15 protein-coding genes and 3 tRNA genes are annotated in these 16,746 nt (G+C 68.5%); 1 reads left to right on the plus strand and 17 read right to left on the minus strand.

Annotation, left to right across the window (positions count from 1 at the left end):
* Positions 1–28 precede the first annotated feature (28 nt).
* From EV380_RS07595 to rpsB, 5 genes are all read right to left on the minus strand, one after another.
* On the minus strand, positions 29–907 hold the full coding sequence (locus EV380_RS07595) for a phosphatidate cytidylyltransferase (protein WP_130450447.1): 879 nt from the start codon (positions 905–907) through the stop codon (positions 29–31).
* Complete coding sequence (gene frr / locus EV380_RS07600; protein ID WP_102159502.1) at positions 907–1,464, minus strand: ribosome recycling factor; 558 nt, start codon at positions 1,462–1,464, stop codon at positions 907–909. Before frr ends, EV380_RS07595 begins: the two co-directional genes overlap by 1 nt.
* 84 nt (positions 1,465–1,548) lie before the next feature.
* The gene (pyrH, locus tag EV380_RS07605) at positions 1,549–2,235 is read right to left on the minus strand and encodes a UMP kinase (protein ID WP_242607712.1); all 687 of its coding nucleotides are present in this window, start codon (positions 2,233–2,235) and stop codon (positions 1,549–1,551) included.
* A 241-nt stretch (positions 2,236–2,476) separates the two neighbouring features.
* Positions 2,477–3,316, minus strand: a complete 840-nt coding sequence (tsf, locus tag EV380_RS07610; RefSeq protein ID WP_102159500.1) for a translation elongation factor Ts — start codon at positions 3,314–3,316, stop codon at positions 2,477–2,479.
* Positions 3,317–3,432: 116 nt separating this feature from the next.
* Complete coding sequence (gene rpsB, locus EV380_RS07615; protein ID WP_102159499.1) at positions 3,433–4,314, minus strand: 30S ribosomal protein S2; 882 nt, start codon at positions 4,312–4,314, stop codon at positions 3,433–3,435.
* A gap of 427 nt (positions 4,315–4,741) precedes the next feature.
* Between rpsB and EV380_RS07620 the strand changes: the two genes are divergently transcribed.
* Positions 4,742–5,296 carry a murein hydrolase activator EnvC family protein gene (locus EV380_RS07620; RefSeq protein ID WP_130450451.1) on the plus strand — a complete coding sequence of 185 codons (555 nt, stop codon included), beginning with the start codon at positions 4,742–4,744 and terminating at the stop codon, positions 5,294–5,296.
* Here the strand turns inward: EV380_RS07620 and EV380_RS07625 are convergent.
* From EV380_RS07625 to EV380_RS07680, 12 genes are all read right to left on the minus strand, one after another.
* Complete coding sequence (locus tag EV380_RS07625) at positions 5,250–6,521, minus strand: glycosyltransferase family 4 protein (protein WP_130450453.1); 1,272 nt, start codon at positions 6,519–6,521, stop codon at positions 5,250–5,252. The genes EV380_RS07620 and EV380_RS07625 overlap by 47 nt on opposite strands.
* 116 nt (positions 6,522–6,637) lie before the next feature.
* Positions 6,638–6,711: transfer RNA gene (locus EV380_RS07630), tRNA-Ile, on the minus strand.
* Positions 6,712–6,793: 82 nt separating this feature from the next.
* A complete protein-coding gene (locus EV380_RS07635; protein ID WP_130450455.1) occupies positions 6,794–7,990 on the minus strand; it encodes a glycosyltransferase in 1,197 nt (398 codons plus the stop codon).
* Positions 7,987–8,886, minus strand: coding sequence for a DMT family transporter (locus tag EV380_RS07640; protein WP_102157597.1), 900 nt, complete (start codon positions 8,884–8,886; stop codon positions 7,987–7,989). Before EV380_RS07640 ends, EV380_RS07635 begins: the two co-directional genes overlap by 4 nt.
* Complete coding sequence (locus EV380_RS07645; RefSeq protein ID WP_130450457.1) at positions 8,874–9,515, minus strand: CDP-alcohol phosphatidyltransferase family protein; 642 nt, start codon at positions 9,513–9,515, stop codon at positions 8,874–8,876. Before EV380_RS07645 ends, EV380_RS07640 begins: the two co-directional genes overlap by 13 nt.
* Before the next feature lie 22 nt (positions 9,516–9,537).
* The gene (locus tag EV380_RS07650; protein ID WP_102157595.1) at positions 9,538–10,224 is read right to left on the minus strand and encodes a phage holin family protein; all 687 of its coding nucleotides are present in this window, start codon (positions 10,222–10,224) and stop codon (positions 9,538–9,540) included.
* Positions 10,225–10,340: 116 nt separating this feature from the next.
* Positions 10,341–10,413: transfer RNA gene (locus EV380_RS07655), tRNA-Asn, on the minus strand.
* A 197-nt stretch (positions 10,414–10,610) separates the two neighbouring features.
* Positions 10,611–10,683 (minus strand) — tRNA-Asn (locus EV380_RS07660).
* Positions 10,684–10,771: 88 nt separating this feature from the next.
* Positions 10,772–12,688 (minus strand): DNA primase, encoded by a 1,917-nt coding sequence (dnaG, locus tag EV380_RS07665; RefSeq protein WP_130450459.1) that lies wholly within the window; start codon positions 12,686–12,688, stop codon positions 10,772–10,774.
* A gap of 74 nt (positions 12,689–12,762) precedes the next feature.
* On the minus strand, positions 12,763–14,061 hold the full coding sequence (locus EV380_RS07670) for a deoxyguanosinetriphosphate triphosphohydrolase (RefSeq protein WP_130452129.1): 1,299 nt from the start codon (positions 14,059–14,061) through the stop codon (positions 12,763–12,765).
* Positions 14,062–14,071: 10 nt separating this feature from the next.
* Positions 14,072–15,319, minus strand: coding sequence for a tRNA dihydrouridine synthase DusB (dusB, locus tag EV380_RS07675; RefSeq protein ID WP_373278138.1), 1,248 nt, complete (start codon positions 15,317–15,319; stop codon positions 14,072–14,074).
* A 38-nt stretch (positions 15,320–15,357) separates the two neighbouring features.
* On the minus strand, positions 15,358–16,728 hold the full coding sequence (locus EV380_RS07680) for a YibE/F family protein (RefSeq protein ID WP_242607537.1): 1,371 nt from the start codon (positions 16,726–16,728) through the stop codon (positions 15,358–15,360).
* Between the last annotated feature and the right edge of the window lie 18 nt (positions 16,729–16,746).

A 16,746-nucleotide genomic window follows, 5' to 3' on the forward strand; every position in this document is an offset into this window, starting at 1 on the left:
CGGGCGGCTCGTCCGCGTGCCGATCCGGCTAGGTTCGGCCCATCGCCGACGTCAGCACCACAGCCATCAGATACGCCGCCGGCGCGGCGAAGACGATCGAATCGAGACGGTCCATGACGCCTCCGTGCCCGGGCAGCAGGTTGCTCATGTCCTTGATGCCGAGTTCGCGCTTGACCATCGACTCGGCCAGATCCCCGGCGGTCGCCGCGGCGACCGTCGCCACGGCCAGGGGGACGCCGACCCACCAGGGCACGTCCAGCAGGAAGACCGCCGCGCCGATGGCGACGAGGATCGCTCCGCCCACGGAGCCGGCGAAACCCTCCCAGGACTTCTTCGGGCTGATCTTCGGCGCCATGGGGTGCTTGCCGAAGAACGCCCCGATGAGATATCCGAAAGTGTCGTTCGCAACGACGAGCAGAAGCATCGTGGCCACCATGAAGTGGCCCTTCTCCCGCGCGAAGAGCAGGACAGCGAAGCTCATCAGGAACGGAACCCACAGGAAGACGCCCGTGGAGGCTGTGATCGAACGGATGACGCCGCGTCCGCCCTCAATGACACGCCAGAGCACGATGAGGACGACAGCGCCGGCCAGTGCGAAACCGAGCGCCTCCGGTCCGCCGTAGTGCGCGGCGAAGGGCAGGGCGACGGAGCCGGCCGCCAACGGGACGATGGGCACGTCGACGTCGGCGACACTCAACGCCCGGGCGACTTCCCAGCAGCCGAAGACGCCGAAAACGGCGACCGTCGCGACGAACGCGACGGGGAAGAAGAAGAGCCCCGCCAGTACTGCGGCGAGGAGGATGACGCCGACCGCGATCGCGGCCGGGAGGTTCCTCCCGGCCCGCGATGGCTTCGTACGTTCCGCTCGCCGGGAACGTCGCGAGGCCGGCTCCGCGGGGGTCGTCATTAGACCTCCAGCAGCTCGGCTTCCTTGCGCTTGAGCAGCTCGTCGACGGTGTCGACGTACTTCTTGGTCAGCGCGTCCAGTTCCTTCTCGCCGCGGTTGCCGTCGTCCTCACCGACCTCGCCGTCCTTGACGAGCTTGTCGATGGCGTCCTTGGCCTTACGGCGGTGGTTGCGCAGGGCGACCTTCGCGTCCTCGCCCTTGCCGCGCACGACCTTGACGTATTCCTTGCGGCGCTCCGCCGTCAGCTCCGGCAGGACCACTCGGATGGCTTTGCCGTCGTTGGACGGGTTGGCGCCGATCTCGGAGTCGGAGAGCGCCTTCTCGATCGCGCGCAGCGCGGAGACGTCGTACGGCGTGATGAGGATCGTGCGCGCGTCGGTGACCGCGAACGAGGCCAGCTGCTGCAGCGGGGTCATCGAGCCGTAGTAGTCGACCATGACCTTGGCGTAGAGGCTGGGGTTGGCGCGGCCGGTGCGGATCGAGGAGAAGTCCTCCTTCGCCGCCTCCACGGTGCGCTCCATCTTGTCGGTGGCGTCTGTCAGGGTCTCATCAATCACGTCAGTACTCCTTGTCATCGCCTGCCACGGGAGGACAGGCCGGATCGGTGGCTGGACTCGTTTTTATCCTATGTCAGGTGGCCGCTAGACCGTGACGCGTGTGCCCAGCGGTTCGCCGAGGAGCGCGCCGGTCACGTTGCCTTCGCCCTCCATGCCGAAGACCCGCATGGCCAGGCTGTTGTCTTTGCACATCGTCATCGCGGTCTGGTCCATGACGCGGATGTTCTTCAGCAGCGCCTCGTCGTAGGTGAGCTGGTCGAGCTTGACGGCTGAGGGGTCCTTCTTGGGGTCGGCGCTGTAAACGCCGTCGACGCCGCTCTTGGCCATGAGGACCTCGTCGGCGCGGACCTCGAGGGCGCGCTGCGCGGCGACGGTGTCGGTCGAGAAGTAGGGCAGGCCGGCACCTGCACCGAAGATCACGACGCGGTCCTTCTCCAGGTGCCGGATCGCCCGGCGCGGAATGTAGGCCTCGGCGACCTGGGCCATCGAAATGGCCGACTGGACCCGGGTGTCGACGCCGGCCTGCTCGAGGAAGTCCTGGAGCGCCAGGCAGTTCATCACGGTCCCGAGCATGCCCATGTAGTCAGCACGAGAGCGGTCCATGCCGGACTGCGAGAGCTCGGCGCCGCGGAAGAAGTTGCCGCCGCCGACGACGATGGCCGTCTCGACGGTGCCGACCGTCTGTGCGATCTGCTCCGCGATGGCCTGCACAGTCTCGGGATCGACGCCGAGCTTGCCGCCCCCGAACACTTCGCCGGAGAGTTTGAGCAGGACGCGTCGGCGCTTGCCGCCGCCGTGTGCCGTGGTCTCGTCGGTGCCGACCTGTTCCGCTGTGGCCTTGTCCAATGGGACCTCCCTTGTCCGCTCGCCATCGTCGATGGTGTGCGCCGTCGTTGTCTGTCTTCGCCCCGTGCACGGCACGGGGCAGGGAAAAGGGGTGGCCACCTGATTGGTGGCCACCCCCTCTACCGTACGTGCGGGCGGGCGGTTGTGCCGTCCGCCAGCTGCTTGCTTAGGAGCCTACGCGGAAACGCGCGAAGGCGGTAGCAGCAACGCCGGCCTCTTCGAGGACCTTGCCGACGGTCTTCTTGGTGTCCTTGGCGAACGCCTGGTCCGTCAAGACGATCTCCTTGAAGAAACCGGTCAGACGGCCTTCGACGATCTTGACCATGGCGGCTTCGGGCTTGCCCTCGGCCTTGGCGGTCTCCTCGGCCACACGGCGCTCGTTCTCGACCGTCTCGGCCGGGACCTCGTCACGCGTCAGGAACGTCGGAGCCATTGCGGCAGCGTGCACGGCGACGTCGTGCGCCGCCGTCCCCGCGGCCTCGCCGGTGCCGTCGACGGCAACCAGGACGCCGACCTGAGCCGGCAGGTCCTTGGACGTCTTGTGCAGGTAGGCGTCCACCAGTGCGCCCTCGATGCGGGAAACGCGGCGGACCACGATCTTCTCGCCCAGAGCGGCAGCCTCGCCGATGATCCATTCGCTCAGCGGCTTGCCGTCGACGTCCGCGGCCTGCAGGGCCTCGGCATCGGTGGCGCCGGATGCAACGGCGGCGTCCAGGACGGTGGCCGCGAGCGCGATGAACTTGTCGGACTTGGCGACGAAATCGGTCTCGCAGTTGACCTCGACCATGACGCCGACGGTGCCGTCGACGACCGTGGCGGTCACGAGGCCCTCGGCCGTCGAACGGCCTTCGCGCTTGGTGGCGCCCTTGAGGCCCTTGATGCGGATGAGTTCCATCGCCTTGTCGGCGTTGCCGTCGGCCTCGTCGAGGGCCTTCTTGACGTCCATCATGCCGGCGCCGGTGCGCTCGCGGAGGGCCTTGATGTCAGCGGCGGTGTAGTTAGCCATGTACAACCCCATTCGTTGTGGTTTGTCGAAGAATCTACGCAGCTGGGCCCTTACGGGCCCGGTCTGTGAAGAGCCGGCGGGGCTGTTGACCCCGCCGGCTCTTCTACATCATGTGATTACTTGGCGTCCTCGGCGGGTGCCTTGGCGTCCTCAGCGGCCGTCTCGGCCGGAGCCTCAGTCGCCTCTGCGGCCGGAGCCTCCGTTGCCTCGGCAGCGGCGGCCTCTTCGGCCTGCTTGCCCTCGAGCAGCTCGCGCTCCCACTCGGCCAGCGGCTCGGCCGGCGCCTCGGTGTTGCCCGAAGCCTTGTTGTTGCGGGCGATGAGGCCCTCGGCAACGGCGTCGGCAACCACGCGGGTCAGGAGGTTGACGGAGCGGATGGCGTCGTCGTTACCCGGGATCGGGTATGCGACGTCGTCCGGGTCGCAGTTGGTGTCGAGGATCGCGACGATCGGGATACCGAGCTTCTGCGCCTCGTCAACGGCGAGGTGCTCCTTCTTGGTGTCGACGATCCACAGCAGCGACGGGGTCTTCGTCAGGTTGCGGATACCACCGAGGTTGGACTGCAGCTTGGTCAGCTCGCGCTTGAGCAGCAGCAGTTCCTTCTTGGTGTGACCGGAGCCGGCGACGTCCTCGAAGTTGATCTCTTCCAGTTCCTTCATACGCTGCACACGCTTGGCAACGGTCTGGAAGTTGGTGAGCATGCCGCCCAGCCAGCGCTGGTTGACGTAGGGCTGGTTCACGCGGTTCGCCTGCTCGGCGATCGCTTCCTGCGCCTGCTTCTTCGTGCCGACGAACAGGACGGAGCCGCCGTGGGCCACCGTCTGCTTGACGAACTCGTAGGCGTTGTCGATGTAGGCCAGCGACTGCTGCAGGTCGATGATGTAGATGCCGTTGCGCTCGGTGAAGATGAAACGCTTCATCTTCGGGTTCCAGCGACGGGTCTGGTGGCCAAAGTGAACGCCGCTGTCGAGCAGCTGGCGCATGGTAACGACTGGCATGTCGTCACTCCTTCCGGCAGTGGCGGACCGGCCTTCGCGAGGCCGCGGTAACTGCCCTTGTTTTTCGGGTTGATGGCTGTCCACCCCTCGTGGGTGGCGCCCCTGGCACAGGCCGCTTCTCGGCCCCCGCATCCTGACCGGACGAGCCGGACCGCTGAATGCGCGGTTCACGTTGCCCGGGTTCCAAGAACCGGGCCGGACGTGAAAACGCTGTACGCGAAGTCAATCGGCCGCACCTCAGCTGACCTCCGCACCCGGAAGGCACGGCAGGACGCATCGAGGCAGACGACTGCACGCACCAGTGTACTACAGCGTGGACCCCGACCTCGGCCCCGACCCGACGTCCACAGGCTGCCGTTCGAGTCACCTCGTCCACACCGTACGACGACGCCGCGCCCGGGTGACGCCGCCGTGGCACGCTCGTGCCATGAACCACGCACCATCGCACCGGAGATACCGCCGCGCGCCGGCAGTCGCCGCGCTGACGGCCATGCTCGCCGTGTTGATCTCGGTCCCTTCAGCGACCGCGGACGTCTCTCGCGGCGACTCGCCCCCGGCGGCCGACTGGGAGTGGCCGGTCGGGGACGCTGCCTCACCGCCGCGCGTCGCGCGCGGTTTCGAGGAGCCGGAGTCGGTCTGGGGGCCCGGGCACCGTGGCGCCGACCTGGTCGTGGACCGCGGAGTGGAGGTCCGCTCCCCCGCCGCGGGCACGGTCGCCTTCGTCGGAGTCGTCGTCGACCGCCCGGTCCTCAGCATCGACCACGGCAACGGGCTGCGCACCAGCCTCGAACCGGTCCGGGCTCACGCGCAGGTCGGAGACGCCGTGTCCGGAGGCGAGATCGTCGGCACCGTTGCCGCGGGCGGGCACTGCGGCGCGGGCTGCCTCCACTGGGGGTTGCGACTCGACGGGGTCTACATCGACCCGCTGCCGACCGTCAGGGACCTGCGACCGTCGATCCTCTGGCCCCTTCCGGACGGGTGACGCGGCGGTAGACCTCCATCATCTTCGAGGTCTGCCGGCTCTGCATCAGCTGGTCGGCGCCGGTGGCCCGCCAGCGCCGACCGGCCCCGATCTGGGCCACGGCGCCGGAGATGGCGCCGGCGAGGCCGGCCACCGTGTCGTCCGGGGTCAGCCAGTAACTGCCACCGGGAAGATCCGCGGCGATCCGGTGGTCGCTGAGGATCGTCGGGGTGCCCAGGGCCGCCGCCTCGAACACCGTCATGCCCTGGGTCTCGAACCCGATGGACGTCTGGACGAGCGCATCCGCGGCTGCCAGTTCGGCGAGCATCTGCTCGTAGGTGACCTTGCCGCGGAACACGAATCGCGGACCGCCGGCGCGGCTGGCACTCATGGGCAGGTGGCGGGCGACCAGCGATTCGGCCTTCGCGCGCTGTGCTCCGTCGCCGAAGACATGCACATCGACACCCTGCTTCGAGGCGAGGACCGCCTCGAGGAACGGGATGAGGCGCTTTTCGGGGCTGAACCGGCCCGTCCAGACGAGCCGAATGCGGTCGTCGTGCTCGCCCCGTGCCGGCGGGGAGGCGATCAAGTCGCGGGCGATGTCGTCGTCGAGGCCCGTGGGGACGACGTCGATGTCGTCGAAGACGTTGTGCTCCTCGAGGAGCGAGGCGAAGTGCGTGGACGGCGCCGTGACCGCCGCGGCGGCATCGGTGAATCCACGCAGGTACGTCCAGGCGTCCTTCGGCACGGGACCCTGCAAACGCATCAGCCGGTGCTGGGCCAGACCGAAGCCGCGCTGGACGAGCCACGGCAGCGGCACAGTGGCCGCCAGCCCGACGTCTAGCCGGTTGTGCATCGTGTGGACGACGGGTGTCCCGTGGCGCTGGGCGAATCGGTAGCCGATGACGGCGCCCCAGAAATCGGCCTGGATATGCACGACGTCGACCGGCGGCCAGCCGTCGAGGGCGCGGTCCAGTCGGGCGTCGAGCCGGCGGGTCGGCACGCTGAGGGAGTATTCGCCCGGCCCGAGCGGTACCCCCGGCAGCTCGATCACAGACGGCATCGCGGGCTGTTCTTCGTGTCCGAGGCGGCGCCGGGCGGGAGCGACGATCGTGACACGGTGGCCGAGCCGTTCGAGGAAGCGCTGCTGCAGCAGGACTGAGGTCTGCATGCCGCCGAGCGTTCCGGGGTGCTGGTCGGCGAAGACCGCGATGTGCAGGGCGGGCGCCTGCGAGCTTTCTGCCATCGGTGCCTTTCGCGTTACGGCGGCGGCCGGGGCCAGGAGGCCCGGCCGCCGCCACGGTGAACGGGCCGGCCCCGGCGGGTGCGTCGCGCGGACGCGCACGCCGGAGCGAGCCTCGGTAGGGCGAGTGGGGCTTGAACCCACGACCAAAGGATTATGAGTCCTCTGCTCTGACCAACTGAGCTATCGCCCCGAACCGCTGCCGCCCGGGCAGCGAACCCATCCTACTATCGGTTCCCTGCCCGCGCGTCGCGGCTGCGGCGACCGGCCGGGTTTCAGCTGGCGACCGTCGTGGGGTCGGCGCCGCGGTAGATCGCCTCGAAGGTATCCATCGTCTTGTCCTGGCTGTGCTTGGCGGCCTTGTCGTGACCCGCCGCGCCCATACGCCGGCTCCCCTCCTCGTCCAGGGCCAGAATCCGGTCCAGCTTTTCCGCGAGGTCCGCGGCGTCACCCGGCGTGAAGAGGTAGCCGTTGACCCCGTCGTCGACAAGGTGCGGCAACGCCATCGCGTCAGCGAGGACGACCGGACGCGACGCCGAGAGCGCCTCGAGCGTCACCAGCGACTGCAATTCGGCGGTGCCGGGCTGGCAGAAGACGTCGGCGGCGAGATAGGCGCTGCGCAGCTGGGCGTCGTCGACGTGCCCACGGAAGTGCACGCGGTCCCCGACTCCGGCGGCTGCCGCGCGCTCCTCGAGCGGCTGCCGTTGCTCACCGCCGCCGATCACCTCCAAGTGGGGCTCCGGCGTCGTGTTGGTCAACGCGAGGGCGTCGATCAGGATGTCGATGTTCTTCTCGACGGCCAGGCGTCCGACGAAGAGCACCGTCGGGTGGTCCCTCCGTTCGACCTGCTCGCCGGGTGCCTGTTCGTAGTGTGCGGAATCGATGCCGTTGGACAGCGGCAGGATCCGGTCGAGCCCGGCGTAGCGGCGCATGGCGTCGGCGGCCAGAGGCGTTGGCGTCGTGACGACGTCCGCCTTACCCATGATCTTGCCCATGTCGCGCCACGAGTTCTTCGCGACGACGCGCTTGAACCACTTCGGGAACGGCAGGAACGGGTCCAGGTTCTCGGGCATGAAGTGGTTCGTGGCGACGAGCCGGATGCCGCGCTTGCGTGCCTGATTCACGGCGGCCTGCCCGATCATGTAATGGCACTGGACGTGAACGACGTCGGGGCGGACCTCATCGAGGATCCGTGCGAGATCACGCGAGGCGCGCCAGGGAAGGCAGACCCGCAGCGTCTCGTGGGTCGGGACGCTGTGGGAGGCGATCCGGTGGACCGTGGCCTCCTCCTGGACGTCGACGCGGCTGGGCCCGGAGCAGTTCCGCGCCGCGACGATGTGCACTTCGTGGCCCCTGGCGAGCATCGCCGTCGCCAATCGGTAGCAGAAGACCGCGGCCCCGTTCACGTCCGGGGGGTATGTATCTGCGGCGATCAGGATTTTCAGGGGTTTTTCACCGGTCACGGTGGTCAAGACTCCTTGGGGTTGGGTATCTCAGCGCGGCGATGATGCGCGTCTGGATGATGTCGTGAAAGCGCGATGACGCCCACGATAGCAATGGCGGCGAACCCCGCCATGGACATCGCCACGACGGCGGGGACATCGGGTCGTAGCTCACGTAAGACGGCGATCCCGATCGCGATCCCGACCATGGGATCGATCACGGTCAGACCGGCGATCACGAGGTCGGGCGGACCACACGAATAGGCGTTCTGAACGAAATAGCTGCCGAGCAGACAGGCGACGACGACCGCGACGACGACGAGCCAGGAGACGTTGGCAAAGAAACGGCCTTGCGACTGGATCAGACCGATCGCGAGGGTCCGCACGAGCACCGCGACGAACCCGAAGAGGACGCCCGCCCCCATGATGTAGAAGAAGGCGTTGGGCCGGTGGCGCAGGGCGACGGCGATGGAGCCGAAGACCGCGACCGCCACCGCGAGCAGCAGGACGGTGATCAGCTCCTCGCGGGCGCTGATCGTCGGGTGCGGGTCGGTGACCTGGATCGCCAGCAGCACGAACCCGATGCTGCCGCCGACGCACGCGATGATCGCGAGGAAGGTCGGTCGGTTGAGCCGGATGCCGACCTCGCGGGCGTGCACGACGGTGGTGATGACGAGTGCGATCGCCCCGATCGGCTGGACGACGGTCAACGGGGCCGAGGCCAGCGCGTACACGTTCAAAACGATGCCGACGCCCATGAGCGCCAACCCGAGCACCCAGCGCGGGTTGGCCAGCAGGCGGAGGATGCCCCGGTAGCCGAGATTGAGGCCACCGGTCGTGGAGCGGACGGCCACGCCCTGCCGCTGGGCGCCGAACGCGAGGAAGAACGCCGCGATGACCGCACAGCAGACGGCTAGCCAGACCATGGGCCGCCAGCCGGGACGGCGCCGTCCCCGTCGCGTTCGCGCCGCCACTTGCGGATGGCGGCGACGAAGTACCCGACGGCCGCCACGATGTGCAGCGCGCAGCCGAACGCCAGCACGAGGGTGGCGACGCCGTCGAACACGGGGTTCTTGATCGACTCGACCTGGCCGAGCAGAAGCAGCGGCGCGCCGAGCAGCAGGATCGCCGTCCGGACCTTGCCGATCACGCTCACAGGCAGCTCGGGGCTGCCCCGGAAGAGGATGAGAGCGGTCAGGATCAGGACGATGTCCGGGATCAGGATCGAGTAGACCAGCCAAGAGGGAGCGATGCCCGCGACGACGAAGGTGATCGCGACGACGAACAGCGAGATCCGGTCCGCCACGGGGTCCAACCAGGCTCCCACCGTGGACATCTGGTCGAAGCGGCGGGCGACATAGCCGTCGATCCAATCCGTGGAACCGAGGAAGGCCAGTACGGCGGTCGCCCACGCGAACTCGGATTCGGCGACCAACCAGACGAAGACGGGGACTAGACAGAACCTCGAGACGGTGATGATGTTGGGCGCCGTCCAGAACGTCGTGAGTAGGCGATACTCGAAATCATCCCGCGTACCCGCCCCGATGAACCGCACTTTTCCCCCTAACCGGTTCCCGCTACTTCTGTTCGGTTCCGCCAGATCCCGGGCGGAACTTCTGCAGCCGCTCCTTGAGACCGTACGCCTTTTCGGCGGTCTTCTCCGCGCTGCTGGCCTGCTTGCCGAGCCGGTCGCGCAGCTCGGCCAGGTGCGCGCGTCGAGCCTCGGAGCGGGCCTTGAGATCGGCGTAGCTGAGGTCTTCCTTCTCGGCCTGCTTCTTCTCCTTCTCGGCTTCCTTCTCCGCCTTCAGCCGCTCCTTCTCCTCCTTGGAGACCTCGGGCTTGTCGAGGGTGCTCACGTCGAACGCGCTGCCTTCCTTGAGGATCCCGAGATCGTGTTTGACGCCACGCAGGGCGTCCTCCGGCACGAGCGGCATGGCCTTCTTTACCTTGGGGATAGCGATCGCGACGAGGATCAGGATCAGCAGCAGGAAGAAGGCGGCGACGACGAGGGCGGCGAGCCATGCCGGCATGACCTCAGCCAGGCCCATGATGCCGGCGACGAGGAGCGAGATGCCCATGACGGACAGGAAGAACAGCGCGGCGACGGCCAGCCCGGCCGCGACTCCCACGTTAATGCCCTTGGCCTTGAGCTGGCGCAGCGCGAGCTGAATCTCATCGTTGATCTGCTTGGGCACCAGACGGCCCAGGTCTTTGATCACGCTGATCGGCGAAGCTCCCCGACGTCCTGTCTCGGTTCCTGACATGAATTGCTTCCTCCGTCGTCACTGCGGCCCTTCTAAGGCCGTTGTCCTAGACAAAGCTACCAAATGAAAGAGGCCGGGTCCCCGCGCTATTTATGCGCGGGGCCCGGCCGTGTCCGCTCCCCCGACTGGACTCGAACCAGTAACCCTTCGATTAACAGTCGAATGCTCTGCCAATTGAGCTACGGGGGAAAGAAGCGTCCACAACTTTAGCAGGGGAAAACCCGGAACCGAAAATCAGGGTTCCCTGATCCGTGTCGAAGCGCAAACGCGCCGAGCTCCAGAGGCGAAACCGGCCGCAGCGCGCCCGTCCACGCACCGCTCGCCGCACACTCCGGCCCGTGGGCATGAAAAATCCCGGCCTCACTAGGTGAGACCGGGAATATGAGCTCCCCCGACTGGACTCGAACCAGTAACCCTTCGATTAACAGTCGAATGCTCTGCCAATTGAGCTACGGGGGAAAGCAACGCGTACAACTCTACAACACGATCGACGGAATCCGAAAATCGGGTCGGGCTCCCTCTCGCACCGCCCCGCGCCGGGCCCCAATCACTCCTCGCGCAGCGACCGGCGGCGAATCTCCAGTTCCATCAGCTCCCGGTTGATGCGCTGGAACTCCTCCGGGTCCGCGGACGGCTCCATGCGTTGCAGCCGGCCGATGAGCTCCGCCTTGAGGTGGGTGATCTGCAGCTCGAAGAGCCGGTTCATGATGTCCCGGCAGTACCGGGCCAGCGCCTCATCGGAGTGCGCCGGCAACGGGCGCACAGCCAGCTCCGAGACGAGCGAGCGCAGCGGGTCCGGGACCTCCTGGCGCACGGCCTCCACCCAGCGCGACGGCGACACCCCCGAGGCGCCGGCGGCACGGATCGCCGCATGGATCGCCGCGTGGGCCGGGGCCAGGAACCGCGCTTCATAGAACGCCTGCCACTGTTCGGGCGTAAGCATCGCCGGCTGCTGCAGCACGACCTCGAGCGATTCGCGCTCCATCCGCGTCACCGGGTCCCGCGGGTCGGGCAGCTCGAAGGCCGGCTGAGCGCCAGCCTCCTGGCCGACACCACCCGCCTGAGCGTGCTGGCCGGATCCGTGCGACGACGTCGCGTCGCCGCCGCGCTCAGAACCGCGACCGCCGCCCTGCCGCGACCGCCGCCCGGCCGAGGAGACGGCGCGATTCACGTCATCCATGTCCATACCGAGCCAACCGGCGAGCTCGCGCGTGTAGGCGGGGCGCATCGCGGCATCGCGGATCTCGGCGACGATCGGCGCGGAGGCGCGCAGGGCCTGGACGCGGCCCTCGACGGTGTTCAGGTCGTGATTCTTCAGGCCCGCCTTGATGGCGAACTCGAACAAAGGGCGCTTCGCCGCGATCAGCTCGCGGACGGCCTCCGGCCCGCGCTGCTGGCGCAGGTCGCACGGGTCGGCCCCGCTCGGCTCGACGGCGACGTAGGTCTGCGCGATGAAGCGCTGGTCCTCTTCGAAGGCGCGCAACGCGGCCTTCTGCCCGGCTGCGTCGCCGTCGAAGGTGAAAACGACCTCACCGCCGGTACCGTCGTCCTGCAGGAGCCGGCGGGCGATCTTGATGTGGTCCGCGCCGAAGGCGGTGCCGCACGTGGCGACGGCGGTGCCCACGCCGGAGAGGTGGCACGCCATGACGTCCGTGTACCCCTCGACGACGATCAACTGGCGGTTCCTGGTGATCTCGCGTTTGGCGAGGTCCACCCCGTAGAGGACCTGGGACTTCTTGTAGAGCTGGGTCTCGGGCGTGTTCAGGTACTTCGGCCCTTTGTCGTCCTCGTGCAGTTTGCGCGCGCCGAATCCGATCGTCGCGCCCGTGAGGTCGCGGATCGGCCAGATCAGGCGGCCGCGGAAGCGGTCGTAGATGCCGCGCTGCCCCTCCGAGAACATGCCCGTGTGGGTGAGCTCCTCGTCGTTGAACCCCTTGCTGCGCAGGTGTTTCAGAAGGTGGTCCCACCCCTGGGGCGCGTAGCCGACGCCGAATTGCTCGGCTGCGGCCTGGTCGAACCCGCGCCCGGTCAGGAACTGCCGGGCGATGGAGGCTTCCGGGCTGCCGAGCTGGTGGCGGAAATACTCCTCGGCGAGCTTGTGCGCGTCGAGCAGCCGCTGGCGGCGGCCGACTTCCTGCCGGCTCGGGCCGTGCCCGCCGTCCTCGTAGCGCAGCTCGTAGCCGAGTTTCGCGGCGAGCTGCTCGACGGTCTCGGTGAAAGTCGTGTGGTCCATCTTCTGGATGAAGGAGATGACGTCGCCCGACTCGCCGCAGCCGAAGCAGTGGAACGACCCGACCTGCGGCCGCACGTGGAAGGAGGGGCTGCGCTCGTCGTGGAAGGGGCAGAGCCCCTTGTACGATCCGACGCCGGCCGAGCGGAGCGTGACGTAGCCCTCGACGACGTCCTTGATGTTGGTCCGCGCCCGGACCTCGTCGATGTCTTCGCGTTTAATCAGGCCGGCCATGCCTTACAGGATACTGCCCGCAGGAGGCCGGACCTGACGTTTTCCACAGCCTCCGCTGCGGGCGGACGGCTCCGCTAGAAGAGCTCGTTACGGAACGGCTCACCCTGCACGAGGGTGCGGTGCCATTCGATCGCCGACGCGTCCGTGAGTGAGGCGACCTGGTCGATGACGGCGCGCAGCCGGCCGCCGTCGTCCCGGGCATCGTGCCAGTCGGCGGCGAACATCGGCTCGAGGTACTGATCACCGGTCTCGGTGAGCAGGTCGACGAGGTCCCCGATGATCTCCCGCTGGCGCTGATAGATCGGCTGCCGTTCGTCGCTGGTCATCACGTAGGCCGTCGCGAGGCCCTTCATCGCGGCGATCTCGTGGTCCGTCTCCTCGGGCACGATGAGCCGCCCGTTGAAACGGGTCAGCGGGTCCCGACCGAACTCGGCCCGCGTGGCCTCGATCGCGGCGGAGCAGAACCGGCCGATGAACTGGCTGGTCATGTCCTTCAGCGCGGCCATGGAGCGCCGGGATCCGTTCGCCGCGGGCACCCACTCCTCGGTGGCCTCCAGGCGCCCGAGGGCGGCGCTGATCGTGGCGTCGTCGACTCCCGGAAGGTACCAGCGGCGCGTGTACTCGATGACGCGCCCGCGGTGGTCCGGGTCCTGCATCCAGCGCAGCTGGAATCGGCCAGCGACGATCGCGTCCTCGACGTCGTGCACCGAGTAGGAGATGTCGTCGGCCAGGTCCATGACCTGCGCCTCCATGCACGTCTGCCCGGGTCCGGGGCGCGCGCCCGTGTCCCCGCTCCCCGAGCGCAGCCACTCAAAGATGGGCAGGTCCTCGGCGTAGACGCCGAACTTCTTGGTCTGCTTGCCGTTCTTGACGGGGGCGTCCGGGCGCGTCCACGGGTACTTGCAGGCCGCGTCGAGCGAAGCGCGGGTCAGGTTCAGGCCGGCCGATCCTCCGTTGTGTCGGAAGGTCTTCGTCTCGAGCCGGGTGAGCAGGCGCAGGGTCTGGGCGTTGCCCTCGAACCCGCCGATGGAGGCCGAGAGCGCGTCGAGGGCCTTCTCGCCGTTGTGCCCGAAGGGCGGGTGGCCGAGGTCGTGGGAGAGGCAGGCGGTGTCGACGACGTCGGGGTCGCAACCGAGCGTCGCGCCCAGCTCGCGGCCGACCTGGGCGACCTCGAGCGAGTGCGTGAGCCGGGTGCGCACGAAGTCGTCGGAGTACGGGGCAACGACCTGCGTCTTCGCCCCGAGCCGGCGCAGGGCCGAGGAGTGCAGCACGCGGGCCCGGTCGCGCTCGAAGCTCGTCCGATAGGACTTCTTCGGCGGCTCCGGCACCCAGCGCTCGTGGTCGTAGGCCTCGTAGCCGGGCACGGCACGCATCCCGTTGCCCTCAGCCACCGGACACGTCCGATTCCGCCGCGGCGATCATGGCCTGGTGCTCGGCATTGAGTTCGCGCGAGTCCAGCCAGCCGTCGGGCAACGCGGGGCGCTTAGGTGAGCCGGCGCGGCCGCGCGGGCCCTCGGCGTCGGCGCCCGGGTACCCAGCCTCGGGGTTGAGCTGGTCGAGCAAGTGGCGCAGCTGCTCGAGCGTGCCGACGGTGGCCATCGCCGCGCGCAGCTCGCCGCCGACCATGTAGCCCTTGAAGTACCAGGCGACGTGCTTGCGGATATCCCGCAGTGCCTGTTCCTCGTTGCCGAAGTAGTCGATGAGCAGCTCGGCGTGGCGGTAGAACGTCTCCCCCACCTCGGTCAGGGTCGGAGTGAACCGGGTGTCGCGGCCGTCGAACGCGGCCTGCAGGTCGCCGAAGAGCCACGGCCGGCCCTGGCATCCGCGGCCGACGACGACGCCGTCGACTCCCGTCTCGCGGACCATGCGGACGGCGTCCTCCGCGGTCCAGATGTCGCCGTTGCCGAGTACGGGAACGTCGGGCAGGGCCTCGCGCAGCTCCTTGATGGCGGACCAGTCGGCCTGGCCCGAGTAGAACTGGCCCGTGGTGCGCCCGTGCAGGGTCACCGCGGCGACTCCGTAGTCGCGGGCGATGCGGCCGGCATCGAGGAACGTCAAGTGGTCCTCGGTCACGCCCTTGCGCATCTTGATCGTCAGCGGGATCTCCCCCTTGGCGGCCTCCGTCGTCGCTGCGCGGATGATGGACTCGAACAGCCCGGTCTTCCACGGCAGCGCGGAGCCGCCGCCCTTGCGCGTCACCTTGGGCACGGGGCAGCCGAAGTTCAGGTCGATGTGATCGGCGCGGTCCTCCTCGACGAGCAGGCGCACGGCCGCGCCGACGGTCTTCGGGTCGACGCCGTAGAGCTGGACGGAGCGCACCTCCTCGTCCTCGTCGTGGGAGATGATGCGCATCGACTTCTCGTTGCGTTCGACGAGCGCGCGGCTCGTGACCATCTCGGCCACGTACAGCCCGCCGCCGTACTCGCGGCAGAGGCGGCGGAAGGCCTTGTTGGTGATGCCCGCCATCGGCGCGAGAACGACGGGAACGTCGACGGTGAGGTTTCCCAGCTTGAGCGGCGGCAGCTCGAGCTTGGTGCTCGAGCCGGCGTGCGCGGGCGCACCGGAGGCGGGCGCCGCCGGGGGTGCGGCGGCGTCGTGCTGGTTGCGAGGGGCGGAAGCTGTCACGGTCACCGATCTATTATCGCAAGTCCGTGCAAATCGGGGCGGGTTCAGGCGTCCGGCTCGGCTCCGGGCGCGGCGCGGCGCCCACGACGGCGGGGACCGGCCTCCGGTTCCTCCGCCTCGGGGGCGGCGAGGACGGCCGCGAGCTCGTCCGGCGCCACAGGGCCGGAGACGGGCCGAATGTTGCCGCGGGCCGTCGGCGTCCCGCCCGTACCGACGGCTTTGACGACGGCGACGGCGATCGCGGTGGTCACGGGGATGGCGAGAACGAGGCCGATCGAGCCGACGAGCGTGCGGACGACCTCTTCCACGAGCTCGCCGGAGGTGAAGGTGTCCAGCAGGGCCCGGTCGTAGAGGGTCACGAGGATCAGCATCGGCAGCACGGCGCCCGCGTAGGCGAACGCGATCGTGTAGACAGTGGAGGCGATGTGGTCGCGGCCGATGCGCATCGCGGCGGTGAAGAGGTCCTTCGCCGAGCGCCGCGGGTTGGACTCGGCGAGTTCCCAGACCGCCGACGACTGCGTGATCGTGACGTCGTTGAGGACGCCGAGGCCTGCAATGAGCAACCCGCACAGGATGATCCCGGACAGGGAGAGCTCGGGCACCTGGTTCACGAGGGTGTACTTGGCGTCGTCCCCCACCCCCGTCAGGTGCACGGCGCCGGTCGCCCACGCCGCCAACGCCGTGGTCACGGCGAGACCGAAGATCGTGCCCAGCAGCGCCGTCGTCGTCCTCGCGGTGAAGCCGTGCGCGAAATAGAGCACGGCGATCATGATCAGTGCCGACCCGACGAGGCCGACGAGCAGGGCGGGCTTGCCCTCGACGAGGGCCGGGATCATGAACTTCGAGAGCACGAAGTACGCGCCGATCAGCCCGAGCAGCGCGCGGAAGCCGCGCCACCGGGCCACCAGCACGACGACGAACGCGTACAGCGCCGAGAGCAGCAGGATCGGCGCCGTGCGCACGAAGTCGACGAAGATATAGGTGGCCGCCGACCCCGTGACAGCGTTGGTGAGGTCGAGGTAGCGAACCTGATCGCCGGGCTCGACGCCCGTCGCGGCCAGGATCTCGGGCGGGACCTCGACCGGGACGGGGCTGCCGCCGGCGTTGGGCTCGACGTAGGCGACGTCGCACTTCTGCGCCTGCCCGCCGGCGTCTTCGAGATCGCCCGAAGACGGGCAGGTCTCGTTGATGACCTGGCGGACCGTGCCGGAAACGAAGTCCACTCCCGCGGCCGCCGAGTAGGGGTCATCGAGCTGGACGCGCTCGGCTCCCCCGCCGGTCGGCCACAGGAACCAGGTGCCGACGATGGTCAGCAGCGCCAGCGGCAGCAGGATGGCGGACAGGATTGTCCGTGCCCGCCGCCGGCGGACCGGGTCGGCGATACGTACGTCGTCGTGGCTGTGGCCGTGGCCCACCGCGCCCCCTTCGGTTTT

Origin of the sequence: Zhihengliuella halotolerans (assembly GCF_004217565.1) — a bacterium.
In the GTDB taxonomy this organism is placed as follows: Bacteria; Actinomycetota; Actinomycetes; order Actinomycetales; family Micrococcaceae; genus Zhihengliuella; species Zhihengliuella halotolerans.